General features: G+C 63.1%; 20 protein-coding genes. 16 read left to right on the top strand and 4 right to left on the bottom strand.

Translation table 11 applies throughout. The annotated features are described in order from the left end of the window. Positions 1–77: 77 nt before the first annotated feature. Positions 78–3,497, bottom strand: coding sequence for an indolepyruvate ferredoxin oxidoreductase family protein (locus BUC08_RS01835; protein WP_037921172.1), 3,420 nt, complete (start codon positions 3,495–3,497; stop codon positions 78–80). A gap of 169 nt (positions 3,498–3,666) precedes the next feature. On the opposite strand from BUC08_RS01835, the gene BUC08_RS01830 reads away from it, so the two are divergent. From BUC08_RS01830 to purL, 3 genes are all read left to right on the top strand, one after another. After that, the gene (locus BUC08_RS01830; protein ID WP_037921174.1) at positions 3,667–4,572 is read left to right on the top strand and encodes a LysR family transcriptional regulator; all 906 of its coding nucleotides are present in this window, start codon (positions 3,667–3,669) and stop codon (positions 4,570–4,572) included. 419 nt (positions 4,573–4,991) lie between these two features. Then, complete coding sequence (locus tag BUC08_RS01825; RefSeq protein WP_037921176.1) at positions 4,992–5,525, top strand: hypothetical protein; 534 nt, start codon at positions 4,992–4,994, stop codon at positions 5,523–5,525. A gap of 177 nt (positions 5,526–5,702) precedes the next feature. Next, positions 5,703–7,862: a phosphoribosylformylglycinamidine synthase subunit PurL gene (gene purL / locus BUC08_RS01820; protein ID WP_037921178.1), complete on the top strand. Its 2,160-nt coding sequence runs from the start codon at positions 5,703–5,705 to the stop codon at positions 7,860–7,862. A gap of 26 nt (positions 7,863–7,888) precedes the next feature. Here the strand turns inward: purL and BUC08_RS01815 are convergent, their stop codons facing one another. The 3 genes from BUC08_RS01815 to BUC08_RS01805 all read right to left on the bottom strand — a co-directional run bounded on the left by BUC08_RS01815 (position 7,889) and on the right by BUC08_RS01805 (position 11,283). Continuing rightward, positions 7,889–8,656, bottom strand: coding sequence for a bestrophin-like domain (locus BUC08_RS01815; protein WP_037921180.1), 768 nt, complete (start codon positions 8,654–8,656; stop codon positions 7,889–7,891). A 399-nt stretch (positions 8,657–9,055) separates the two neighbouring features. Next, a complete protein-coding gene (locus BUC08_RS01810) occupies positions 9,056–10,315 on the bottom strand; it encodes a vWA domain-containing protein (RefSeq protein ID WP_037921182.1) in 1,260 nt (419 codons plus the stop codon). 59 nt (positions 10,316–10,374) lie between these two features. Next, a complete protein-coding gene (locus tag BUC08_RS01805; RefSeq protein WP_037921184.1) occupies positions 10,375–11,283 on the bottom strand; it encodes an AAA family ATPase in 909 nt (302 codons plus the stop codon). A 213-nt stretch (positions 11,284–11,496) separates the two neighbouring features. On the opposite strand from BUC08_RS01805, the gene BUC08_RS01800 reads away from it, so the two are divergent. The 13 genes from BUC08_RS01800 to BUC08_RS01740 all read left to right on the top strand — a co-directional run bounded on the left by BUC08_RS01800 (position 11,497) and on the right by BUC08_RS01740 (position 25,129). After that, positions 11,497–12,534 (top strand): glycosyltransferase family 2 protein, encoded by a 1,038-nt coding sequence (locus BUC08_RS01800; protein WP_037921187.1) that lies wholly within the window; start codon positions 11,497–11,499, stop codon positions 12,532–12,534. Next, the gene (locus BUC08_RS01795; RefSeq protein ID WP_037921190.1) at positions 12,531–13,157 is read left to right on the top strand and encodes a sulfotransferase; all 627 of its coding nucleotides are present in this window, start codon (positions 12,531–12,533) and stop codon (positions 13,155–13,157) included. The genes BUC08_RS01800 and BUC08_RS01795 overlap by 4 nt, the downstream gene beginning before the upstream one ends. Continuing rightward, the gene (locus BUC08_RS01790) at positions 13,157–15,547 is read left to right on the top strand and encodes a glycosyltransferase family 2 protein (RefSeq protein WP_037921192.1); all 2,391 of its coding nucleotides are present in this window, start codon (positions 13,157–13,159) and stop codon (positions 15,545–15,547) included. Before BUC08_RS01795 ends, BUC08_RS01790 begins: the two co-directional genes overlap by 1 nt. Positions 15,548–15,549: 2 nt before the next feature. Continuing rightward, entirely contained in the window at positions 15,550–16,257 is a 708-nt protein-coding gene (locus tag BUC08_RS01785) for an FkbM family methyltransferase (protein ID WP_051693857.1), read from the top strand. Then, positions 16,254–17,321: a glycosyltransferase family 2 protein gene (locus tag BUC08_RS01780; RefSeq protein ID WP_037922110.1), complete on the top strand. Its 1,068-nt coding sequence runs from the start codon at positions 16,254–16,256 to the stop codon at positions 17,319–17,321. Before BUC08_RS01785 ends, BUC08_RS01780 begins: the two co-directional genes overlap by 4 nt. 97 nt (positions 17,322–17,418) lie before the next feature. Further along, entirely contained in the window at positions 17,419–18,336 is a 918-nt protein-coding gene (locus tag BUC08_RS01775) for a hypothetical protein (RefSeq protein WP_037921194.1), read from the top strand. Positions 18,337–18,374: 38 nt separating this feature from the next. Beyond that, positions 18,375–19,409: a dihydroorotase gene (pyrC, locus tag BUC08_RS01770; protein WP_037921196.1), complete on the top strand. Its 1,035-nt coding sequence runs from the start codon at positions 18,375–18,377 to the stop codon at positions 19,407–19,409. A gap of 76 nt (positions 19,410–19,485) precedes the next feature. Further along, on the top strand, positions 19,486–20,166 hold the full coding sequence (locus BUC08_RS01765) for an orotate phosphoribosyltransferase (protein WP_037921198.1): 681 nt from the start codon (positions 19,486–19,488) through the stop codon (positions 20,164–20,166). Positions 20,167–20,326: 160 nt separating this feature from the next. Continuing rightward, entirely contained in the window at positions 20,327–21,823 is a 1,497-nt protein-coding gene (locus BUC08_RS01760) for a replicative DNA helicase (protein ID WP_037921200.1), read from the top strand. 437 nt (positions 21,824–22,260) lie between these two features. Next, positions 22,261–23,301: an alanine racemase gene (gene alr, locus BUC08_RS01755; protein WP_037921202.1), complete on the top strand. Its 1,041-nt coding sequence runs from the start codon at positions 22,261–22,263 to the stop codon at positions 23,299–23,301. Further along, positions 23,298–24,071 carry an MlaE family ABC transporter permease gene (locus tag BUC08_RS01750; protein ID WP_037921204.1) on the top strand — a complete coding sequence of 258 codons (774 nt, stop codon included), beginning with the start codon at positions 23,298–23,300 and terminating at the stop codon, positions 24,069–24,071. Before alr ends, BUC08_RS01750 begins: the two co-directional genes overlap by 4 nt. After that, a complete protein-coding gene (locus tag BUC08_RS01745) occupies positions 24,068–24,814 on the top strand; it encodes an ABC transporter ATP-binding protein (RefSeq protein ID WP_037921206.1) in 747 nt (248 codons plus the stop codon). Before BUC08_RS01750 ends, BUC08_RS01745 begins: the two co-directional genes overlap by 4 nt. Positions 24,815–24,874: 60 nt before the next feature. Beyond that, a complete protein-coding gene (locus BUC08_RS01740) occupies positions 24,875–25,129 on the top strand; it encodes a hypothetical protein (RefSeq protein ID WP_037921208.1) in 255 nt (84 codons plus the stop codon). Positions 25,130–25,173 lie beyond the last annotated feature (44 nt).

The raw sequence follows: 25,173 nt of genomic DNA, 5'->3' as shown, positions 1-25,173 counted from the left end.
TCCGTGACCAGAGGCGTGTCATTACTGCAAAGCCCAGTATCACACGCCTCTGTTTACAGGAATGTGACGATTGCGCCCTACTCGGCCGCTTTCGCCATATCTCCGCCGCCTGCGCGGATCACCGCCAGCAGTTCCTCGCGCCGTTTGGCGGCCTTGGCTTCGTTGGCCTGTTTCACCGGACCAAAGCCACGGATCGACTTGGGCAGTTCGGCCAATGCCACGATGGCCTCGCGGGTGTCATCGGTCAGCAGCGGCAGCACCTGTTTCATGTCAGCCTCGTACTGGGTGATCAGCGCGCGTTCCATCCGGCGTTCGGTCGTGTAGCCGAACACATCCAGCGGCGTGCCGCGCAGGCCCTTGAAGCGGGCCATCACCGCCAGCGGTTTTTCCAGCCACGGGCCAAAGGTGCGTTTGACGGGGCGGCCATCGGTGCCCATTTTGGTCAGGACCGGCGGGGCCATGTGGTATTTCATTGTGAAATCGCCATCGAATTCCGCCTCGGCCTTGGCGCGGGTGGATTGCAGCAGGCGCGCGACCTCGTATTCGTCCTTGTAAGCCAGCACCTTGTGGTAACCTTCGGCCACCGCGGCACGCACGGTACGGTCCTCGATGCCTTCGACCATCTTGCGATAGCGATTGGCCAGCCGCTTGCCCTGATACTTCACCAGGTGATCGGCGCGATAGGCGATCTTTTCGTCCAGCGTCTTGGGCAAGGCCACGACCTTGGGCGTCAGGATGTTTTGCACCTGATCGGGGTACAGCACCGCCCAGCGCCCGATTTCGAACGCGCGCAGGTTGCGTTCGACCGCCGCACCGTTCAGCGTGACCGCCTCGACGATGGCGGCGTGGGTCAGCGGCAGCAGGCCGCGCTGCCATGCGGCGCCCATCAGCATCATGTTGGAATAGATGGAATCGCCCAGCACCGCCTTGGCCAGGTCAGAGGCATCGAACATCGCCACGCGGTCCTGCAACCGCGCCTCAAGCGCCAGCTTGAGCCGGTCGGCAGGCAGGGTGAATTCGGTGTCGCGGGTAAAGTCGCCGGTGATGATCTCGTGGCTGTTGACGACGGCGCCGGTGCGCCCAGTGCTGGTCAGGCCCAGCGTCTTGGCCCCCGCACTGACCACCAGATCGCCGCCGATCAGCGCGTCGGCCTCGCCGGTGGCGACGCGGATGGCGGTGATGTCATCGGGTTGGTTCGCCAGGCGGCAATGGATATGCACCGCCCCGCCCTTTTGCGCGAGACCGGCCATTTCCATCATGCCGGCACCCTTGCCGTCGATATGCGCGGCCTGGGCCATCACCGCACCCACGGTGACGACACCGGTGCCGCCGACGCCGGTGATGACCACGTTGAACGTACCGTCAATGGCGGGCAGCGTGGGTTCTGGCAGGTCCGGCAGGTCCAGCTTGGTCGTCGGGTCCTTGCGCACCTGCGCCCCTTCGAGTGTCACGAAGGACGGGCAGAACCCCTTGAGGCAGGAGAAATCCTTGTTGCAGGACGACTGGTCGATGGCGCGTTTGCGGCCCAGTTCGGTTTCCTTGGGCACGATCGACACACAGTTGGATTGCACGCCGCAATCACCGCAGCCTTCGCAGACGTCGGTGTTGATGAACACGCGCTTGTCCGGGTCGGGGAATGTGCCGCGTTTGCGGCGGCGGCGTTTCTCGGCGGCGCAGGTCTGGATGTAGACGATGGCGCTGACGCCTTTGACCTCGCGCAGGCGTTTCTGCACGGCGTCCAGTTCGGACCGCTCGTGGGTCGGGATGCCCTTGAAACGGGCCAGGTCCACGTCTTCTTTCTCGTCATAGACGACTTCGATGGTGGGCACGCCCATGGCGCGCAGCTCGTCCACGATCTTGTAGGCGCTCAGGCCGCCCTCGTTGGCCTGGCCGCCGGTCATGGCAACGGCGTCGTTGTAGAGGATCTTGTAGGTGATGTTTGCCTTGGACGCCAAGGCGGCGCGGATCGCCTGAACGCCAGAGTGGTTGTAGGTGCCGTCGCCCAGGTTCTGGAACACGTGATCGGTGGTGGAAAACGGCGCCTCGCCGATCCAGTTGGCCCCTTCGCCGCCCATGTGGGTGTAGCCGACGGTGCCGCGGTCCATCCACTGCACCATATAGTGACAGCCGATGCCGGCATAGGCGCGGCTGCCGTCCGGCAGTTTGGTGGATGTGTTGTGCGGGCAACCCGAACAGAAGTACGGCAGACGCGCCGCGAGGTCCTGGGCGTTGTCGTTGCGCCGTGCCTCGGACAGGGACGCCAGCCCCGCCTGGATGCCGTCGGTGTTGCGGCCTTCCTCGATCAGGATGTCGCCCAGTTTCTCGGCGATCAGGATCGGGTCCAGCGCGCCGCGTGTCGGGAACAGTTCCAGACGGCGGCCATGCTCCCATGTGTCGCCCTTGTGCCAGCCATAGACGCGGCGGCCGTCGCGGTCGTCAAAAATCGCTTCCTTGATCTGCACCTCGATCAGCTTGCGCTTTTCCTCGACGACGACGATCAGGTCCAGCCCGGCGGCCCATTCGTGGAAGGTGTCCATGTCCAGCGGCCAGGTCTGGCCGACCTTGTAGGTGGTGATGCCCAGACGCTCGGCCTCGTTTTCATCAATATGCAGCAGGTCCATCGCGTGCATCAGGTCCAGCCAGTTCTTGCCCGCGGCGACAAAGCCGATCTTGGCCCCCGGCTTGCCCCAGACACGCTTGTCCATGCCGTTGGCGCGGCTGAAGGCCTCGGCGGCAAAGCGTTTGTGGTCGATGACGCGGGTTTCCTGTTCGACCGGCGTGTCGACCAGACGGATGTTCAGCCCGCCCTTCGGCATGTTGAATTCGGGAACCACGAAATTCAGACGGTTGGGATTGCCGTTGACGACGCTGGTCGCCTCGATGGTGTCCTTCATGGTTTTCAGGCCGACCCAAAGGCCGGAAAACCGGCTGAGCGCCCAGCCATAGAGGCCATAATCCATGATCTCCTGCACACCGGCAGGCGACACCACGGGCATATAGGCGTCCAGCAGCGCAAATTCGGACTGGTGCAGCACGGTCGAGGATTCACCGGTGTGATCGTCGCCCATCGCCACCAGCACGCCGCCGTGTTTCGAGCTGCCCGCCATGTTGGCGTGTTTAAACACGTCGCCCGAGCGGTCCACCCCCGGCCCCTTGCCGTACCACAGGCCAAAGACACCGTCGTATTTGCCCTCGCCGCGCAGCTCGGCCTGTTGGCTGCCCCACAGGGCGGTGGCGGCGAGGTCTTCGTTCAGGCCGGGCTGAAAGGTCACGTCATGTTCGGCCAGCGGTTTGGCCGCGCGCATCATCTGCAAGTCAACCGCACCCAGAGGCGATCCGCGATAACCGGTGACCAGACCTGCAGTGTTCAAACCGGCGGCACGGTCACGGGCTTTTTGCATCATCATCAGCCGCACCAGCGCCTGCGTGCCGTTCAACAGCACCGTGTCGCGGTCAAGATTATAGCGGTCATTCAGCGAAATCTTCTGCGTGCTCATATCCGCACCTCCCAGTTTGGAACATTTAATCGCAACTTAGCCCGATAATAGGTCACAAACTATGACCTGTATAGTGAATATTGCGAAATATCGCCACAGGCCTTTTGACGAGTGGTAGGTTTCCATGTCTTTTACTATAGGGTGATCTTAACGATCAGAAAGCAGTGTGATGGACTGGGACAAGCTAAGAATATTTCACGCCGTGGCAGATGCAGGCAGCCTGACCCATGCCGGCGACCGGCTGAATCTCAGCCAGTCTGCGGTCAGCCGTCAAATTCGCGGACTGGAAGAATCGCTGGCCGCGACGCTGTTCCACCGCCATGCGCGGGGCCTGATCCTGACCGAACAGGGCGAGTTGCTGTTTGACGCCACCAGCGCCATGACAAAGCGTCTGGACGCCGCCGCCGCACGCATCCGCGACAGCGAGGAAGAAGTCTTTGGCGACCTGCGCGTGACCACGACAACCGGTTTCGGCACCCTGTGGCTGGCCCCGCGCCTGCCCAAGCTGTATGCCAAGCATCCTGACCTGCGCGTTGACCTGATGCTGGAGGAACGGGTGCTGGACCTGCCCATGCGCGAAGCCGACGTGGCCATCCGCATGAAGGAACCCAGCCAGGCCGATCTGATCCGCAAAAAGCTGATGGCGGTAAAGATGTGCCTGTTTGCGTCGTCGCAATACCTGAAGGAAAACGGCACGCCGACCGAGCTGAACGATCTCAAGGACCACCGGCTGATCTGCCAGAACCTGGATTCCGCGCAGGTCGGCGCCAGTGTCAGCCTGGTTCAGGAGCTGCTGACCTACGAGGTTAACTCGATGCTGACCGTCAACAACTATTTCGGCGTTTTGCAGGGTGTTCTGCATAATCTGGGAATCGGCGTGCTGCCCGACTATCTGGCAAACGACTTTCCCGAGCTGGTGCGCGTGCTGCCACAGGTGGAATCAGCAGATATCCCTGTTTTTCTGGCCTATCCCGAAGAACTGCGGCATTCCCAGCGCATTTCCGCCTTTAGGGACTTTGTGCAGGAAGAGATACTTTTGTACCGCAAGCAGCTGAAAAGTAAGTTAAAACCCTAGCCATGCACCATTTGCATAGCGGCCATTCACCACGGCGTTCACAATTCGCCTTGTTTGGCAGCAGTGCTGCACCTAAATCGACCGTGAAGACGATGACTGCCTTCGGCGCATCATCTTCATACCTCCCTGTTGGACTTGGCCGAGCTTCGTGCTCGGCCTTTTTTTTGGCTGAAGCCATCTGACGGAGTCCCCGGCACAGGGGGGACACGCCTGCGCGCAGATTTCTTTTTCCGACCTGCCTCCGCGTGTCCGTAGCAAAGTGCCCGTAAGTGCGGGTAATAGATCGGGCGCGCACGTTAATGCACAAAACCACGGAAAAGTTCCCCCGATCACGAAAAATTTTTGAGCAAAATCAGGGGGAACCTATGCCTTGCTTTTGCCGTTGTCCCACCAGCAACGCAAAACGAAAGGTATTACACATGACACGCAAGTTTTTGACAACGACAGCCACAATTGCCGCTTTGATCGCCGTGCCCGCACTGGCGCAGGACAACACTGCCAACCCTGACCTGAAGAGCGGCTCGCCCGCATTTGACGGTGGCAAAGAAAACCCCGTCGCTTCGAACCAGTTCCAGTACGACACCACCAACCAGCGTGTGTCGAACGGCTATGCCGAATTCGACACCAACCAGATCGCGATGTCGCAAGATGCTTTCCGCGCTCTGAGCAACGCACGCGGTGAGAACCTGGAAACCACCGACGGCATGGTCATCGGCACGATCGAGAACGTGAACACCTCGGCGCAGGGCAACCCCGAGCTGGTCGTTGACCTGGCGGACGAAGCGTCTGCGAAATTCGACACCGAGGTTCTGATCATCACCGTGACACCCGGCAACGTGATGCTGGAAAACGGCAAAATCGAACTGGGCTCGACGCTGGATGAAATGGTTCTGGCGTCCGAAGAGGGTGGCCGCGGCGACTATGCCGACCGCAAGTCGCTGACCTTGCCCTAATCCCTAGATCTTACTGCCCCCCGTTTCGGGGGGCGGTTTGATATCGAAAGGCCGTGCTTTCTTTACCTCTCAGCACGGCCTTTCTTTTTGCCGTGTACAAATCCGGCCCTCCCCCCTTTCCCCGCGCGCCAAGCTGCCATAAAGACAGGCCACATCTGTCACGGGGGACATGGGCGCATGACCGAACCAGCAATCACACCTGACCTGATCGCCAGCCACGGGCTGAGCGTCGATGAATACCAGCGGCTGCTGGAGATCATCGGGCGGGAACCGACATTTACCGAACTTGGCATTTTCTCGGCCATGTGGAACGAACATTGTTCGTACAAGTCCTCCAAGAAATGGCTGCGCACCCTGCCCACCGATGGCCCGCAAGTGATCTGCGGCCCCGGCGAGAACGCGGGCGTGGTCGACATTGGTGACGGTCAGGCCGTGGTGTTCAAGATGGAAAGCCACAACCACCCCTCGTATATCGAACCCTATCAGGGGGCTGCCACCGGTGTGGGCGGCATTCTGCGTGACGTGTTCACCATGGGCGCGCGCCCGATTGCGTCGATGAACTCGCTGAGTTTTGGCGAGCCGTCGCACCACAAGACGCGGCAGCTGGTCAACGGTGTCGTGGCCGGCGTGGGTGGCTATGGCAACTGTTTCGGCGTGCCTTGTGTGGGCGGCGAAGTGCGGTTTGACCCTGCGTATAACGGCAACTGCCTTGTGAACGCCTTTGCCGCCGGTCTGGCGGATGCGGACAAGATTTTCTATTCGGCGGCTTCGGGTGTTGGCATGCCTGTGGTGTATCTGGGTGCCAAGACGGGCCGCGACGGTGTCGGCGGGGCCACCATGGCGTCGGCCGAGTTTGACGACACCATCGAGGACAAGCGCCCCACGGTTCAGGTGGGCGACCCGTTCACCGAAAAGCGCCTGATGGAGGCGACGCTGGAGCTGATGGCGACCGGTGCGGTGATTTCGATTCAGGACATGGGGGCCGCCGGTCTGACCTGTTCCGCCGTGGAAATGGGCGACAAGGGCAAGCTGGGCATTCGCCTGCATCTGGAAAACGTACCGGTGCGCGAAACGCATATGACGGCCTATGAGATGATGCTGTCGGAATCGCAGGAACGCATGTTGATGGTGCTGCGCCCCGAGCTTGAGGCCGAGGCCAAGGCGGTGTTCGACAAATGGGACCTGGATTTCGCCATCGTCGGGGAAACAATCCCCGAGGATCGTTTCCACATCGTCTACAATGGCGAGACGATGGCCGACCTGCCGCTGTCGAAGCTGGCCAGCTCCGCGCCCGAATACGACCGTCCGTGGGTCGAGACCCCTGCCGCCGCACCGCTGGCCGATGTGCCGGGGATCGACCCCATTGACGGTCTGCGCGCGCTGCTGGCGTCGCCCAACTATGCGGGCAAACAGTGGGTGTACGAGCAATACGACACCATGGTCATGGCCGACAGCGCCCGCACGCCGGGTCTGGGCGCGGGCATCGTGCGCATCCACGGCACCGACAAATCGCTGGCCTTCACGTCGGACGTGACCCCGCGCTATGTCAAGGCGAACCCGGTCGAGGGTGGCAAACAGGCCGTCGCCGAATCCTATCGCAACCTCTGCGCCGTGGGGGCCAAGCCCTTGGCGACAACGGACAACCTGAACTTTGGCAACCCCGAAAAGCCCGAGATCATGGGCCAGTTCGTCGGCGCGATCAAAGGCATCGGTGAAGCGGTCGCGGCGCTGGACATGCCCATCGTCTCGGGCAACGTGTCGCTGTACAACGAAACCGACGGCAAGGGCATCCTGCCAACGCCGACCATCGGCGCGGTGGGCATCCTGTACCACAGCGACGAGATCATCGGCTGTGACGTGCGTGATGGTCATGTGGCCCTGTTGATCGGGGAAACCACGGGGCATCTGGGTCAGTCTGCGCTGTTGTCCGAAGTCTTTGGCCGCATCGAGGGCGACGCGCCGCATGTGGATCTGGAGGCCGAGGCCAAGCACGGCCAGTTCATCCGCGACAACCGCGATCTGATCACCGCCTGCACGGACCTTTCCGATGGCGGTCTGGCGCTGGCGGCCTTCGAGCTGGCCGAGAAGACCGGCGTTGGCGTGACGCTGGACGCGTCCGACACGCCGACGCTGTTCGGCGAGGATCAGGCGCGGTATCTCGTCGCCTGCAACTTTGACAAGGCCGAGGCGCTGATGACAGCCGCCGGACAAGCCGGTGTGCCGGTGATTTCCGTGGGCAAATTCGGCGGCGATCAGGTGCGGTTCGGGTCGGTTTCGGCCCCGCTGGCCGATCTGGCGCAGGTGTTCCGCACCAGCTTTGCCGCTGCGGTTGCGTAAATCGGGCGGGGCTGCGGCCCCGTTCGCTAATACTGTCCCATTTCCCCCAACAGCAATTGGGTAAAGGCTGTGGGCGGCAAGGCCCCCGGCTGGGAAAACGGGTCGGAAAAGGCGTAAATCACGTACATGATCACGCCGGTATAGCCGCCATACAGCGACAACAGCGCCAGATGCAGCGGCGTCGGCGGATAGATAAAATATGGCACCGCGACGCAGATCACGCCGGTGATGGCTGCGAACCAGAACAGCCCCGACAGCGCGTGCACGGCGCTGTTTTCACGCTTTTGGCGCAGTTCCGCGATTTTCTGGGTGGCCTGTATCATATGCGCGCGCAGGTCGGTCTGGCGCGGCGTTTGCGGGTCAAGGTCCAGCGCGGTCTGGTAGACCTCTTCTCGGTACTGCCATCCCTGCCCCGACAGCTTGCCGGTTTTCGACAGCGCCTCCCATTCGTGGTTGATCACGTGGCGGACATAGGTGGCCAGCGTGGTCTGCACCTGCTGCATTTCCGGCGTGTCATAGCGGCGGATGTCGTTGAACACATCGGCGACGGCCGTGGCCTCGGTCACCAGATCGGCGCGGATTTCCGAGTAGTTTTGCAGCTCTTGCGCAAAGACCAGGGCCAGGATCAGCCCCTGAAGCGAGGCCACGCGGAAAATGATCGACCCCGCCAGGTCCTTGGTCTCGGTCGTCTGCCGCCCGCCCCAGATGGCGCGGGTGATGCCGTAGATGACGTAGACGGCAACGATGTTGATCAGGGCGATGCCGATGCCCATGGCCAGTTCGTGTAGGTGCATCGTGTTCTCCCACGGCGTGAGGGAAGCTTAGGCGGGGACGGTGCGCAGGTCTACTTGGATTGTGTGTGGGGGGGGATGGGCGGACTTTGCTGCCGTTTGAAATGGAGTGCGAAGCCGCGCATCGTCGGGCCGTGGTGCGGCGATCCGACCTCAGTGTCTGCCACTTAATAGCAGCCAAACACATCCCACCTGTCCGTCACGCACAACAGCAGCCAAATCGCCGTGCCGGCGGACGGCCCGGCGATGCGCGGCGGCCTGCGGCCTTTGTTCCGCGCTTGGGGAATGCGGAGAGGGCTCAAACCAGACATTCGCCGCGACAACAAACGCCAGCCCCAACCACCAAGCCCTGCATGAAGGTGCGTCGTGTGTGGTAGGCAAGCCCCTTTGTGGCAATGGCGCTCACTTCCCGATCAGCCCCATCAGCCGCGCCTTTTCGCCCACGTCGTCCTTGCGCGAGATCACCTCGGCCAGTTCCTCAAGCGAGGCGATCGAATGGCCGGCGCGAAAGCTGTCCACGTGGGGCAACATGGCCGCGATGCCGCGCGCCTTGGGGGCGAATGCGTCCCAGCGCAGCAAGGGGTTCAGCCAGATCAGCCGTTTCGCCGACAGGTGCAGGCGTTGCATCTGCTTGGCCAGCACCTCGGGGGCGCCGCGGTCCAGGCCGTCGGTGATCAGCAGCACCACGGCCCCCTGCCCCAGCACGCGCCGTGACCAGTCGCGGTTGAACGCCTCGATACACTCTCCGATGCGCGTGCCGCCTTCCCAGTCCTGCGCTTCGGCGCCGGCGGCGGCAAGGGCGGCGTCAACGTCGCGGTGGTCCAGATGGCGGGTGATGTTGGTCAGCCGCGTGCCAAAGGTAAAGGCGTGGACCTTTGCCCAGCCTGCCCCCTTGGCGTTGCTGACCGCGTGCAGGAAATGCAGGACGACCCGCGAATACTGGCTCATCGAGCCGGAAATGTCGCAGAGCACCACCAGATTGGGCCAGCGTGTGCGCGGCGCGCGGCGGGCGATGGTACGGATTTCACCGCCGGTGCGCATCGCGGCGCGCAGGGTTTTCGCGGGGGCCACGCCACCCCGCAACGCCGCCTGCATCCGGCGGGTGGGCATCGGTTCGACCGGCAGGCGCATCCGTGCCAGCATCCGCTTGGCGGCGGCCATCTCGGCGGTGCTCATCTGCTCAAAGTCCAGCGTTTTCAGCTTTTCCTGCGCCGAGGTGGTAAAGCTGGCATCGACTTCGATCTCGGTCTCGCCGTCGTCATCGTCTTTGTCAGGGTCGAAATCAGGCGCTTCGGCCCCGTCCAGCAGCGCCTCGGCCGCGCGTTTCTCGCCGGCCTGGCCTGCGCGTTCCTCCTGCACCCCGCGAATGGCGGGCAGCATCGCGGCCATCATATGTTCCAGATAGCGCGGATCGCGCCAATACAGCCGGAAAATCTGGCGAAAGATCACGCGGTGTTCGGGGCGGTTCACGAAGCAGGCGTGCAGGGTCCAGTAGAAATCGCGCCGCTCGGTAAAGCCTGCGGTCTCGACCGCGCGAATGGCGTCGATGACGCGGCCCGGCCCGATGGGCAGGCCCGCGCGGCGCAGGGCGCGGGCGAAATGGGTGATGTTGCCCGCAAGGCGCGGGTTTTCGGGCAGTTCGAGGGCGGGATATTCGACCATGCGTCAGCCTGCGGGAGCCAGCCCCCGGACCTCCGGGATATTTTGGGCCAAAAGAAACATCAGGTCGGCTCCAGACTGGCGCGGGCCTGATCCAGCAGGCGTTTGGCCTCGGAGCCTTGCAGCTTGGCGATGTCGTCCTGGTATTTCAGCACGGCCCCCAGCGTGTCGGCGATGACCTCGGGCGACAGGGTCAGCACGTCCAGCGCCAGCAGGCATTTGGCCCAGTCGATGGTTTCGGCCACGCCCGGTTTCTTGAACAGATCCTCGGTGCGCAACTGCTGGACAAAGGCCACGACCTCGCGGCTGAGGTTTTCGGCCGCTTCGGGCGCGCGGGCGGTCAGGATGTCCATTTCGCGGTCGAAATCGGGGTAATCGACCCAGTGATAGAGACAGCGGCGTTTCAGCGCGTCGTGCACTTCGCGGGTGCGGTTCGAGGTCAGGATGACGATGGGCGGCTCGGGGGCCTTGATGGTGCCCAGTTCGGGAATGGTGACCTGAAAGTCGCTGAGCGCTTCAAGCAGGTAGGCCTCGAAGGGCTCGTCGGTGCGGTCCAATTCGTCGATCAGCAGGACCGGCGCGCCGTTTTCGTCGGGGCGCATGGCATCGAGCAGCGGGCGTTCGATCAGGAAATCCTTGCTGAACAGTTCGGTTTGCAGGGCGGCGCGGTCGGCGGTGCCTGCGGCCTCGGCGGTGCGGATGGCGATCATCTGGGCGGGAAAGTTCCATTCGTAGACAGCGCTCGCGGCGTCCAGCCCCTCGTAGCATTGCAGGCGGATCAGGCGGCGGCCCAAGGCCGTGGCCAGCGCCTTGGCGATCTCGGTCTTGCCCACGCCTGCCTCGCCCTCCAGAAACAGCGGGCGGCCCAGCGACAGCGCGAGGAACACCACCGTGCCCAGCGCACGGTCACAGACATAGCCCTGCGCGCCCAGCATCTGTTGCACGGCGTCGATCGAGGTAGGTTTGGTCATCGCTCTCTCCCTTGTTGCGACAAACGTGCACCGCTGGCCTGTCAGGTCAAGGTCCTCCGCGCGGCCAGCGTTGACGCATCTTGCGCCGGATGGCATTATAAGCTGTAGGGAAAACAGAGGTTTTGCGGGCTTGTCGCCCCGACAACAACCCGTTCAGAGGCGGATAAGGCAGATGAAGCGTGACCAGAGCTGGTCCACAGCAGGGGCGCCCGGATGCGCATAACAGCCGTAACCTGTGTCAAGAACGAGGGTTCCTTCCTGCTGGAATGGATCGCCTTTCACCGCCTGCTGGGCGTGACGGATTTTCTTTTCTATTCCAACGATTGCACCGACGGCACGGACCAGCTGCTGGATGCGCTGCAGGCGCGTGGCATCGTGCGGCACCTGCCCAACCCCGCCGAGGGGCGCAATTACCAGATGGAGGCGTTGAAGGACGCCAAGGGTCAGGACATGATCGCGGGCGCCGACTGGGTCTGGGTTGCGGATGTGGACGAGTTTCTGAACATCCATGTGGGCGATGGCACCATCCCTGCCCTGATCGACGCCTGTGGCAATCCGCAGGCGATCAGCGTGAATTTCCAGTTCTTCGCCAATGACGATGTGGACGCCTACGCGGACCGCCCCGTCATCGAACAGTTCACCCGCAGCCACAATCCCGACCTGTGGTGTGGCGAGACGGCGATCGAGGTGAAAACGCTGGTGCGGGCCGATTTCCCGCTGAAATACTACGGCGCGCACCGCCCGTTTTTCCGCGAGAAGCTGCCCAAGGGCAAGCGGCCCACGTGGACCGATGCGTCGGGCCGGCCCGTACAACACCGGTTTCTGGTCGCCGCCAACCCGCGCCGTATCCGCCGGTTTCCGGCAGCAGGTTCTCGCAAATTTGCCACGCTGAACCACTATGCGCTGCGGTCGCTGGACAGCTATCTGGTCAAGAACGACCGGGGCGACGTGAACCGCGAGAACCGCGCCTTCGACGACACCTATTGGCGCGAGCGCAATGACGCGGCGTGGGAAGATACGTCGATCCAGAAATACCTGCCCCCCCTGCGCAGCGAGATGGCCGCGCTGATGGCAGACGCAGAGATTGCAACGCTGCACGCCGAAGCGGTCGCCGCCCATATCGCCAAGCGGGACGAGTTGCTGGCGCAGCCCGAATATCAACAGATGCAGGCGCAACTGCGCGCCGCGTCAAAGCTGCCGCCGCAGGAACAGGCGCTGATCGAGGCGCTGGGTCTGGAGCCTGTGACATGAGCCTGCGCGTCGTCAATCTGGGCCTGCCCAAGACTGGCACGACGACATTGGCGCGGGCGCTGAAAATGGCCGGTTTCAAGGTGGCCGACCACCGCGTGCGTCCCAAGCAGACCACCGTCAAGTCGCTGCACAATCAATATGTGGCCGAGCTGCTGTATCGCGGGTATTTCGAAACCGGCGATCCCGGTGCGCATCTGGACCCGTTTGAATGCGTGTCGGAAATCAGCCTGCTGCGCGAGGGCAAGTCGCTGTGGCCGCAGATGGATTTTGGCCTGATCGAGGCGATCCGCGCCCATCATCCGGGGGTGAAGTTCCTGGCCTCGAACCGCGATCCGTTCCAGTTGAGCCAGTCGATGCTGGCCTGGTCCGATCTGGGTGTCGCGCGGTTGCCGCAGGCGGCGATACCCGGCCTGCCCGAAGGCTACGGCGAGACAACCAAGCAGCGCGAACAATGGATCACCGCCCATTACGCGCATCTGCGCGCGATCTTCGCGGGCCGAGACGATTTTCTGGAATATGACGTGGCCGACGCGGACGCGCGCGACCGCATCGCCGCCTTTCTGGGCGTGCCCCTGCCGTGGTGGGGCCGCGTGAACAGCAATTCGAACAAAAAGGCGTCATGATGCGCATTCATCTGCATATTGGTCTGGAACAGGTGGGCGCGGACCGTCTGCAATCGGTCATGGCCGACAAACGCGAACAGATGCTGGCCAAGGGCTATCTGTTTCCGCGCAGTCTGGGGCCGAAGAACCACACGCGGCTGTATATGGCGGTCACCGACCCTGCCCATGTGGACCCGCTGCGGTACAACCGTGGATACATTCCGCAGGACAAACAACAGGTTCTTTATGATGCCGTGGCCAGCGATCTGGCGCGGGATGTGGCGCAGCACAATCCGACCGACCTGATCCTGTCGGCCTCGCAACTGGGGACCAGTCTGGCGCATTCGTCCGAGGTGGCGCGCCTGCACGCGCTGTTGTCGCCGCTGTCGGATGACATTCGCATCATCGCCCATGTGGACGAACAGGCCAGCCTGCTGGTGCGCTGGTACGCCGAACAGATCCTGGAAGGGCGCGGCACGTCGCTGGCACAGGAAATGGCGCTGGCCGGGTCAAAGACGTGGTGGGACGATTGTCTGGCCGCAGCCCCCGTGATCGACCCGCAGGCGGGGGTGTTCATGGAAAATCAGGCCGCCCCCTTCTGGCTGGATTACCAGCGGCTTGTGTCGCATTGGGAGGAAAGCTTTGGCGCGGGCAGCGTGACCTTGCGGCCCTATGATGCCGACGGGTTTGCCGCCGATACGGTCACGGACGAAATCCGCGCCATGTTCGGGATCGACGCGGTGCTGGGCAAGGCGACGCCCGACACCGTGCCTGCGCCCACCTCTGCCGCGGCGCTGACGCGCGGGCGGCAGATGAATGCGCTGTTGTTGCAGGTTCTGGCCGACCGCAAACGCATTTTGCCGCGTCAGTTGTGGCGGTCGTTCATCAATGAAATCAACGTGGACGGCGACCCTGTTGATGTGGCGTCGCTGTCGGCCATCTCGAAAACCTTTGCCACGGGCAACACCGCCTTGCTGAAAACGCAACCGGCGCTGAGCAAGGACACGTTCAAAAAGCCCCGCGCCAAGGGCACGTGGGAAGAGGCCGACCCCAAGTTCGGGTTTCGGGCCACGCAGTACCTGCTGGGGTTCATGTGGCGCATCGACAAGGCGACGCGCGAAGAGCGCAAGACCAAGGGGGCCGATCTGGATGCCGCCAAGGCCACCAAATCGCCCAAGGGTGCGGCGCAGGCCGCAGCGCCCGCCTCTGCGCCTAAGTCCGACGGGCTGACCGAAGCCGCGCGCAAGCTGATGCCGCCCCTGGCGATCCAGAACTTTGACAAGCTGAAAAACTCATCCTTTGCGCCGCACAACAAGCTGGGGTCGGTGGACGAGGAGCAGCTTGCCGCAGCCTTTACGCCAGTCCCACAGCGCGACCTGCCGCCGGGCAGCAGCGGCAATGTCATCGTCGGCTGCATGAAGAACGAAGCGCCCTATATCGTGGAATGGGTCGCCTATCACCGTGCGATGGGCGTGGACAATTTCCTGATCTACACCAACGGTTGCGAGGACGGCACCAGCGAAATTCTGGACCGTCTGCAGGAAATGGGCGTTCTGCAACACCGCAACAACGACGGCTGGAAGGGCAATTCACCCCAGCAATACGCGCTGAACCAGTCGCTGAAGGAACCGGTGATCAAGAACGCCGACTGGATCATCCACATCGACGTGGACGAATTCATGAACGTGCGCACCGGCAACGGGACGCTTCAGGATTTCTTTGACGCGGTGCCCGATGCGACCAACGTGGCGATGACATGGCGGCTGTTCGGGCACAACGGAGTGACGCATCTGGCCGATGAGTTCGTGATCGACCAGTTCGACCATTGCGCCCCGAAATACTGCCCCAAGCCGCACACGGTCTGGGGCTTCAAGACCATGTTCAAGAACATCGGTGCCTACGAGAAAATCAGCTGCCACCGCCCCAACAAGCTGGACGCGGCGTTCAAGAAGACGGTGAAATGGGTCAACGGCTCGGGCAAGGATATGACCAAGGAAGCCGCCGAAAACGGCTGGCGGTCGTCGAAAAAATCCATTGGCTACGACCTGTTGCAGCTTAATCATTACGCGCTGCGGTCGGCAGAGAGTTTCCTGATCAAACGCCAGCGCGGGCGCGCGCTGCACGTGGATCGGTCCATCGGGATCAACTACTGGATTCGCATGGACTGGTCCGATTTCCGCGACATCACCATCAAACGCAACCTGCCGCGCCTGCGCGCGGAATACGACCGGTTGATGCAGGACGACATCCTGCGCGGCTGGCACCAGAAGGGTCTGGACTGGCACAAAGCCAAAGCCGAAGAGCTGCACGCCATGCCCGAATTCGAGGACCTGTATCAACAGGCGCTTGAAGTGAAGCTGACAGAGGTCGAGCGGGTGGCCTATGCCCTTGCTCTGGATATGGAGAGCTGACGATGGACGGGATCACAGACCTTGCAAACACCGCACAGCCCAGCATCAAATCGCGCGGGCTGCGCTTTCCCAAGGCGGCTTTCATGACGCCGGCCATGCGCACCGCCCTGCGCAAGGACACTTATGAAAACACGCTGGTCACGGCCTGCAACCGCACCGCCCTGCCCGAGGACACGGTTCTGGACATCGGGGCTGGGATCGGAGCGGTGTCCGCGACGCTGGCCAAGCAGCAGAACGTCAAAATGGTTCATGCGGTCGAGGCAAACCCAGAACTGGCCACCTATCTGACCAATATGTTCGCGCTGAACGGCATTGAAAACGCCAGCGTGATTTCGGGCGCTTTGGGCAAACGCAAAAGCACCGTTGATTTCCACCTGCGCAAGAACCCTGCCCTGTCCTCGCTGGTCGCGCGCGACGACAGCCCGGCGGGCACGGTCGAAAAGATCGAGGTGCAAAACGCCAAGACCCTGATGAAAGAGCTGTCGCCCACGGTCGTCGTCATCGATATCCAGGGGTCCGAGGCCGATTTGATCCCCGACCTTGACCTGAGCGGCCTGCGCGCCGCCGTGGTCAAGCTGCACCCCAAATGGATCGGCCCCGAAGGCGTGAACGCGGTCTTTGCCGCGATGATGGAGGCGGGCCTGAACTACAACGCGCGCGGCTCGAACGGCAAGGTCGTGTCGTTCCGCAGGACGTGGCCCACCGCGTGAACATTCTTGCCGTCTTATGCGTCCGCAACGAGGCGGCGTTCCTGCTGGAATGGCTGGCGCACCACCGCGCCTGTGGCTTCACGCATTTTCTGGTGTTCTCGAACGATTGCGACGACGGCACCGACGTGATGCTGGACGCGCTGGCCGGTCAGGGCTGGCTGACGCACATCCGCAACGACGGCCCCTATGACAAGGGCGGCATCCAGTTCACCGCCCTGAAACACGCGCAAAAGCTGGACGTGGTGCAACAGGCCGACTGGATATTGCCGCTGGATGTGGACGAATTCGTCAACATTCATGTGGGCGACGGCACCGTGCCTGCCTTGCTGAACGCCCTGCCCGATGCCACCGCGATCACGCTGACGTGGCGGCTGTTCGGCAATGGCGATCACATCCGCTACAAGGACGCGCCGGTGACGCGGTTGTTCACCAAATGCGCGCCTGCGGTGCTGCACTGGCCGTGGCGCGCGTCGATGTTCAAGACGCTGTACAAGAACGACGGCACCTACCGCAAACTGGGGGTGCACCGCCCGCGCAACCCCGACACCGCGCGGCTGGACCAGGCGCGCTGGTTCGACGGAGAGGGGCGCGAGTTGGACCCGCAGTTCAAGACCAAGCGGTTGTTCAGCAATTTCGGACAGCCCAACCATGCGCTGGTGCAACTGAACCACTATCCGCTGGGCGCAATGGAAAGCTATGTGATGAAAGCCGACCGGGGCCGCGCGGTGCATTCCGATCACGTGCTGGGGCTCGATTACTGGATCGAGCGGAACTTTTGCTCCGACACCGACACTAGCATCGCCCGGATGAGCGCCGCCAGCGCGCCGATACTGGACACCCTGAAAGCCGATCCGGTGCTGGGAGAGTTGCACCAACGGGCCGTCGCATGGCGGCACGCCCGTTTCGACGCGCTGATGCAGCAAGAGCCGTTTCGCGCCCTGTTTGGCCGACTGTTGATGGCGGGCCCCACCCGCCCCGTGTCGCCGCGCGCCGCCCGTTTCATGGTGCAATACGCGAACCGCTCCCGCCGCACCGATGCCGAAGCCGCAACAAAGGCACCTTAGCTGCATCAAATTTCCGCAATTTTGCCTTATTGGCCCGATAGCTCTGCGCCCAAACACGCGTGGGAAACCCGCGCGATACAGGTACCGAGGACCCCCGATGCAGGACGCAGCCGAGACATTCAACGCCGAGCTTTCCGGCCTTGCCAAGGGCGAATGGCTGACAAAACTGGCAGGTATCGCTGAAGAACAGGGCTATTTCGAGCCGCTGGGCAAGCGCCATTTCGCGGCGTTTGTTGAAAAAGGCACGACACTGCTGGTCACCTTCGAGACCATTCAGGGGATGCGTGCGCTGTCCGAATCCGCGGTGCCGCTGGGCTGGAACATGGTGCGCGATCATGGCTGGTCGCATCTGTGCGTGGCCTCGGACGGCGACACATGGTTCCGGGACGAGACGCTTTATGCCTATTTCGACCGGCTGGTCGATGACGGCTTTTTTGACGAATTCGAAACAGTGCTGTTTTACGGCGCAGGCCCCTGCGGCTATGCGGCGGCGGCCTATTCGGTCGCCTCGCCCGGCGCGCGTGTGCTGGCGATCCAGCCGCAGGCGACGCTGGACGCGCGGGTCACGGAATGGGACGACCGCTTTGTCGACATGCGTCGCGTCGACTTCGCCTCGCGCTATGGCTATGCGCCCGACATGCTGGACGCCGCCGCGCGTGCCTTTGTGATCTATGACCCGCGGGAGGCGCTGGACGCCATGCACGCGGCCCTGTTCACCCGCGCCAATGTGCACAAGCTGCGCACCCGCCACCTGGGCGATGCCATCCAGACCCACATGATCGAGATGGACACGCTGAAGCCGCTGCTGGAACAGGTTGCCACCGACACACTGAACGATGCCAGCTTTGCCACCCTGTGGCGCGCGCGCCGGGCCTATCCGCCCTATCTGCGCAGCCTGATGTCGGCCCTTGAGGTCGACAACCGCGCCCCGTTGATACAGGCGCTGTGTACTAACGTCACGAGCCGCATGAACGCACCGCGATTTGCCCGCAAGCTGAAAGAACTGACCAACTGACGCTGGTGCGCTGCCGCGCCGCGTGCTAACGGCAGGGCATGACAAAGACCCTTGCGATCCGCCGCCCCGATGACTGGCACCTGCACCTGCGCGATGGCGCAATGATGCGGGCCGTTTTGCCGCAAACCGCCGCCCATTTCGCCCGTGCGATCATCATGCCCAATCTGGTGCCGCCCGTGGTCACCGGCGCACAGGCCGCGGCCTATCGCGACCGGATCATGGCCGCCCTGCCCGAGGGCATGGATTTCACCCCGCTGATGACGCTGTACCTGACCGAGGACACGGAGGCTGCGGACGTGGCTGCCGCCCATGCCTCGGGTCTGGTCAAGGCGGTCAAGCTGTACCCCGCCGGGGCCACCACCAATTCCGCCTCGGGTGTGGCCAATTTCGACAATGTGCGCCCGGTGCTGGAGAAAATGGCCGAGATCGGCCTGCCCCTGTGCGTGCACGGCGAGGTCACCGATGCGGACATCGACATTTTCGACCGCGAGGCAGTGTTCATCGACCGCGTTCTGGACCCGATCCGGCGCGCCACGCCGGGCCTGCGCGTGGTGATGGAACATATCACCACCTCGGACGCCGTGGACTATGCCAGCGCGCAGGACGACACGCTGGGGGCCACGATCACCACGCACCATCTGGTGATCAACCGCAACCACATCCTGGCCGGTGGCATCAAGCCGCATTATTACTGCCTGCCCGTCGCCAAACGCGAAACGCATCGCCTGGCCCTGCGCCGTGCGGCCACATCGGGCAACGCGCGCTTTTTCCTGGGCACCGACAGCGCGCCGCACACCGACGCCAACAAGCTGCTGCCTTGCGGCTGTGCCGGCTGCTTTACCGCGCCCAACACCATGTCGATCTTGGCGCAGGTGTTTGAACAGGACGGCGCGCTGGACCAGCTTGAGGCCTTCACCTCGCTGAACGGTCCTGCGTTCTACGGCCTGCCGGTGAACGAGGCGACGATGACCCTGACCAAAACCGCCCCGACCTACCCCACGCACATCGACACCGACGACGGTCCCGTGACCGTATTCGACCCCGCGATGCCGCTGGACTGGTCCGTGACCTGACCTTCATCTTGCCCGATAAACTCCCGCCGGAGGCTCGCACGGCCTCCACACGCCCAAACGCCCAAGGATGCACGCCATGATCCCCACCAGCTTTCCCGACGCCGCCGAAATGGCCCGCCTGACCGCCCGCATGTTGCTTGAGATCGAAGCCGTGCACCTGAACGCCAAGGACCCGTTCACGCTGGCCTCGGGGCTGCCCAGCCCAACCTATATCGACTGCCGCAAGCTGATCTCCTATCCGCGCATCCGTTCGACCCTGATGGATTTCCTGACCGTCACCGTCATGCGCAACGCGGGCTTCGAGGCGTTCGACAACGTCGCGGGCGGTGAGACTGCCGGCATCCCCTTTGGCGCGCTGGTGGCCGAGCGGATGGCCCTGCCCATGACCTACGTGCGCAAAAAGCCCAAAGGGTACGGCCGCAACGCCCGCATCGAAGGCGTGATGACTGAAGGCCAGCGGGTGCTGCTGGTCGAGGACCTGACCACCGATGGCGGATCAAAGCTGTCTTTTGTCGATGCGATTCGCGAAACCGGCGCCACCTGCGGGCATACGGCGGTGATCTTCTACTACGGTATCTTCCCCGAAACCGAAAAGACATTGGGCGATCATGGGGTTGCGCTGCACCACCTGTGCACATGGTGGGACGTGCTGGCCGAAGCCAAGGCCCAAGGCACCTTTGACGCGGCCACGCTGGAAGGTGTCGAAGCCTTCCTGAACGATCCGCGCGGCTGGCAAGAGGCACATAAAAAGGCATAAATCCGCTACATCATCTGGTTTAAGCACTGCAAAATGCAACCAGATGATGTAGGCTCCCCCTCAGACCAAGGTTATCCACAGGATTTCCAGATTGCCTGTGCAGCACGGTGACGTCTAAGACGGGTCACCCACGGGTTACGGGTCAATAACAGGGTGAGCAATGAACGAGATCAGCAGTTTTCAAAACGGCACGCCTGAGGTTCAGGCCGCCGAAACCATGCCGCATTCCATCGAGGCCGAGCAGCAGCTTCTGGGTGCGATCCTGACCAACAACGACATCTACGACCGCGTCGCGTCGATCATCGGGCCGCATCATTTCTATGATCCCGTGCACGCGCGCATCTATGACATCGCCTCGGCGCGGATCGCCAAGAACAACCTGGCCTCGCCGGTGACGCTCAAGGCGTTCATGGAGGACGACGAGGGCCTGAAAGAGCTGGGCGGTCCCGCCTACCTGGCCCGTCTGGCCGGTGCCGCGATCAGCGCCTTTGCGGTGCGTGACTATGCGCAGATGATCTATGATCTGGCGGTGCGCCGCGACCTGATCCGGCTGGGCCGTGACATCAGCGCCAAGGCGGCCAAGGTCGACGTGTCCTCGGAGCCGCGCGAACAGATCGTCGAGGCGGAACAGCAGCTGTACAAGCTGGCCGAACAGGGCCAGACCGAAAGCGGATTCCAGTCGTTCCTGAAGGCGGTCACCGATGCCGTCAACGTGGCCAACGCCGCCTATCAGCGCGAGGGCGGCCTGTCCGGTGTGTCGACCGGCCTGATCGACATGGACAAGAAGCTGGGCGGGTTGCACCGCTCTGACCTTCTGATCCTTGCGGGACGTCCCTCGATGGGCAAAACCTCGTTGGCGACCAACATCGCGTTCAACGTGGCCAAGGCGTACAAACGCGGCATCCTGCCCGATGGCTCCGAAGGCGCGATTGATGGCGGCGTCGTGGGCTTTTATTCGCTGGAGATGAGCGCCGAACAGCTGGCCGCGCGTATTCTCTCCGAAGCCTCCGAAGTGCCCTCGGAACAGATCCGGCGCGGTGACATGACCGAGGCCGAATTCCGCCGTTTCGTCGAGGCGGCCAAGTCGCTGGAGGCCTGTCCGCTCTATATCGACGACACGCCCGCCCTGCCGATCAGCCAGCTTGCGGCGCGTGCGCGGCGGCTGAAACGGACGCATGGGCTGGACGTGCTGATGGTCGACTATTTGCAACTGGTGCGCGGCACCGGCAAGTCGGAAAACCGGGTGAACGAGATTTCCGAGATCACCATGGGCCTGAAAGCCATCGCCAAGGAGCTGGACATTCCGGTGATCGCCCTGTCGCAGTTGTCGCGCCAGGTGGAAAGCCGCGAAGACAAGCGGCCCCAGCTGTCGGACCTGCGGGAATCGGGTTCGATCGAACAGGACGCCGACGTGGTGATGTTCGTGTTCCGCGAGGAATACTACAAAGAGCGCGAAAAGCCCGGCGATCACGATCTGGAAGCCATGGCCAAGTGGCAGGAAGAAATGGAACGCCTGCACGGCCGTGCCGAGGTGGTGATCGGCAAGCAGCGTCACGGGCCGATTGGCACCGTCGAGCTGAGCTTTGAGGGCCGTTTCACCCGCTTTGGCAACCTTGTGCAGCCGTGGCAGCAGAATGCGGGCGAGCAGGAGTTTTAGGGGGGAAGGAATTTCTGCGGCTTAGGGTTTTGCGTTCGGCTATCGGGACATCGCTATTGCTCACCAAGGCCCGGAGTCAAGGCACGCAGTGCCGCCGGCCTCTCAGTGTTCGCAAAGCGAACACCTGCCGGCAACACATTGCTTTGCAATGTGTGAGAGGCAGCGCCCGGCCGCCCGTCACGCCGGAGGCGTGCCGATTATGAATGGCGCACCTTTGGTGCGACGGGCGGGCGCTTTCTCACCGTATTGGGCAACTTCACCCACACGCCAAAGCATAGAAATAAAGTGGCATCCACCAATGTGGTGATGCCCACCCGCGGTCTGGCGCTGCCCTTTGTGGCAAGGTCACACTCAATTCACCGCCTATTGCGCCCCCACACACCAGCGTGGCGACGTTACACCTTGACCTCGGACCCAAACATGGCACAACGCCGCGCATGACATCAGCGACTTTGACAATCGACACCGGCGCCATTGCGCGAAACTGGCAATCCCTGGACGCGCGCACCGAGGTGGAAACCGGCGCTGTGGTCAAGGCTAACGGCTATGGGCTGGGCGCGCCCGTCGTCGCCCGTGTGCTGGCCCGTGCGGGCTGCCGCAGCTTTTTCGTGGCCACCGCCGAAGAGGGCGCGACCCTGCGTGCCGCCTTGGGACAAGGGCCCGTGATTTATGTGTTTTCCGGCCATATGGACGGCGACACCGGTGCCATCCGCGAGGGGCGCCTGACGCCGCTGCTGAACTCGGTTGACCAGATGCTGCGCCATGTCGAGGCGTTGCCGGGATCGCCTTTTGGCCTGCAGATGAACACCGGTATGAACCGGCTGGGGATGCAGGCGTCGGAATGGTCGGCGCTGCGCGACATCGCCGTGGCGCAACGCCCGGCGCTGATCATGTCGCACCTGGCCTGTGCGGACGAACCCGACCACGAGATGAATGCGCGCCAGTTGAACACGTTCCGCGAGATGACCGACGGCATCGACGCGCCCCGCTCGCTGGCGGCGACCGGTGGCACCTTGCTGGGCGAGGCATATCACTTTGACCTGTGCCGGCCCGGTGTGGGCCTGTTCGGCGGCCTGCCCTTTGCCGAGGCCGAGGCGGTCGTGACGCTGGACGCCCCTGTCATTCAGGTGCGCGATGTGGCGGCGGGCGAATCCGTGGGCTACGGCAATATGTGGATCGCACAGCGCCCCTCGCGCATTGCGACGATTTCGGCAGGCTACGCCGACGGTCTGATCCGCGCCATGGGCAACGGGATCGGCGCGCATGTTTACGCGGATGACACCGCCCTGCCTATCGTGGGCCGCGTGTCGATGGACCTGATCACCGTGGATGTCACCGATCTGGGCCACGATCCGGCGAACCTGCAACTGCTGGGCGCGCACCAGACGGTCGACGATCTGGCCACGGCTGCGGGCACCATCGGGTACGAAGTGCTGACCTCGTTGGGCCACCGCTATGCCCGCCGGTACACCGAGTGAGGTTTCTCGCCGCCATCGGGGCCACGGTCCTTGGCCTGCTGGCCGCTGTCGGGCGCGTGACGCTCTATGCGGTGCAGACGCTCAGCCACCTGCTGCGCCCGCCCTTCTATTTCCGCGAACTGGCCGTCGCGCTGCTGAACATCGGCTGGCTGTCGCTGCCCGTTGTCGGGCTGACCGCGATTTTCACCGGCGGCGCGCTGGCCTTGCAGATTTACGCAGGTGGCGCACGGTTCAACGCCGAAGCCGTGGTGCCACAGATCGTCGCCATCGGCATGGTGCGCGAACTGGGCCCCGTGCTGGTGGGCCTGATGATCGCCGCGCGCGTCACCTCGTCCATCGCCGCCGAGATTGCGACGATGAAAGTGACCGAACAGATCGACGCACTGGTGACGCTTTCGACCCACCCGATGAAATACCTGACCGTGCCGCGCGTGCTGGCCGCAACCCTTGTGGTGCCGCTGCTGGTGGCGGTGGGCGACGTGATCGGTATCGCGGGCGGCTGGGCCGTGGCCACGGGCACGCTGGGGTTCAACCCGGCCGCGTACCTGAAAAACACCATCAACTTTCTGGAACTGCGCGACATCATCTCGTCGCTGGCCAAGGGCGGCGTGTTCGGCTTTATCGCGGCCCTGATGGGCTGTTATTTCGGCATGAACTCGGGCCGTGGGGCACAAGGGGTGGGCCGCGCGACCAAGGGCAGCGTCGAGGCTGCGGCGATCCTGATCCTGGCCGCCAACTTCGTGCTGACGGGGGTGTTTTTCTCGCTATGATCACGCTTGAGAATGTCCACAAATCCTTTGGCAGCAACCATGTTCTGCGCGGTGTGAACCTGCATGTGCCCAAGGGCACGTCGATGGTGATCATTGGTGGGTCCGGCACCGGGAAATCCATCACGATCAAGGCGGTGCTGGGTCTGGTCACGCCCGACCAAGGCCGCATCACCGTGGATGGCACCGACATCACCCGCACCGACCGCGACGCGTTTCTGGCGCGCTTCGGGATGCTGTTCCAGGGGGCTGCCCTGTTCGACAGCCTGCCAGTCTGGCAAAACGTCGCCTTCCGGCTGCTGCGCGGATCGCTGAAACGCCCCCGCGACGAGGCCCGCGCGATTGCCATCGAAAAGCTGCGCCGTGTCGGCCTGACCGAGGACGTGGCGGACCGTCTGCCCGCCGAGCTGTCGGGTGGTATGCAAAAACGCGTCGGCCTGGCCCGCGCCATTGCCGCCGACCCCGAGATCATCTTTTTCGACGAACCGACAACCGGCCTTGACCCGATCATGGCGGGCGTCATCAACGACCTGATCCGCGAGATCGTGACTGAGATGGGCGCCTCAGCCGTGACCATCACCCACGACATGTCGTCCGTGCGCGCCATTGCCGACAACGTGGCCATGCTGCACGAGGGTGTGATCAAATGGACCGGTCCGGTGGCCGAAATGGACGCCGCAGGTGATCCTTACGTCGACCAGTTCATCCATGGCCGCGCCACGGGGCCGATTGCGGCGGTGCGCTAGGCGCTGGACCCGCGCGCCAAACAGGTTTGGCGATGCGGCTTCCTGCGGTACCCTGTGCCAATGACACCGTTTTCAGACAACGCCTTGCTGGCTCTAACGCTTTTGCTGATCGCTTTTGGCCTGTTCGCCGGGATCACGCGATTGCGCCCCAACCTGATCTGGCCGCTGCGTCTTACCCTCGCCTCGCTCGGAACAAAGATTGCGCTTCTTGCCATGGTTGCCCTTGGTCTGGACCAGAACCCGCCGCTGGAGAAAATACTGGTTTCCCTCTCCGGCCTGCTGGGCTTTGACTGGCCGGTGACGGTCTGGTTCTGAGGGTCACAGCACAGCTTGACTTGAGCCGCACCCTGCGCCCAAGT

It is taken from the genome of Pseudosulfitobacter pseudonitzschiae (genome assembly GCF_900129395.1).
Taxonomy (GTDB): domain Bacteria; phylum Pseudomonadota; class Alphaproteobacteria; order Rhodobacterales; family Rhodobacteraceae; genus Pseudosulfitobacter; species Pseudosulfitobacter pseudonitzschiae.
The sequence above is the reverse complement of the archived record's forward strand: the minus strand, read 5'-3'. Positions and strand labels throughout refer to the sequence as shown.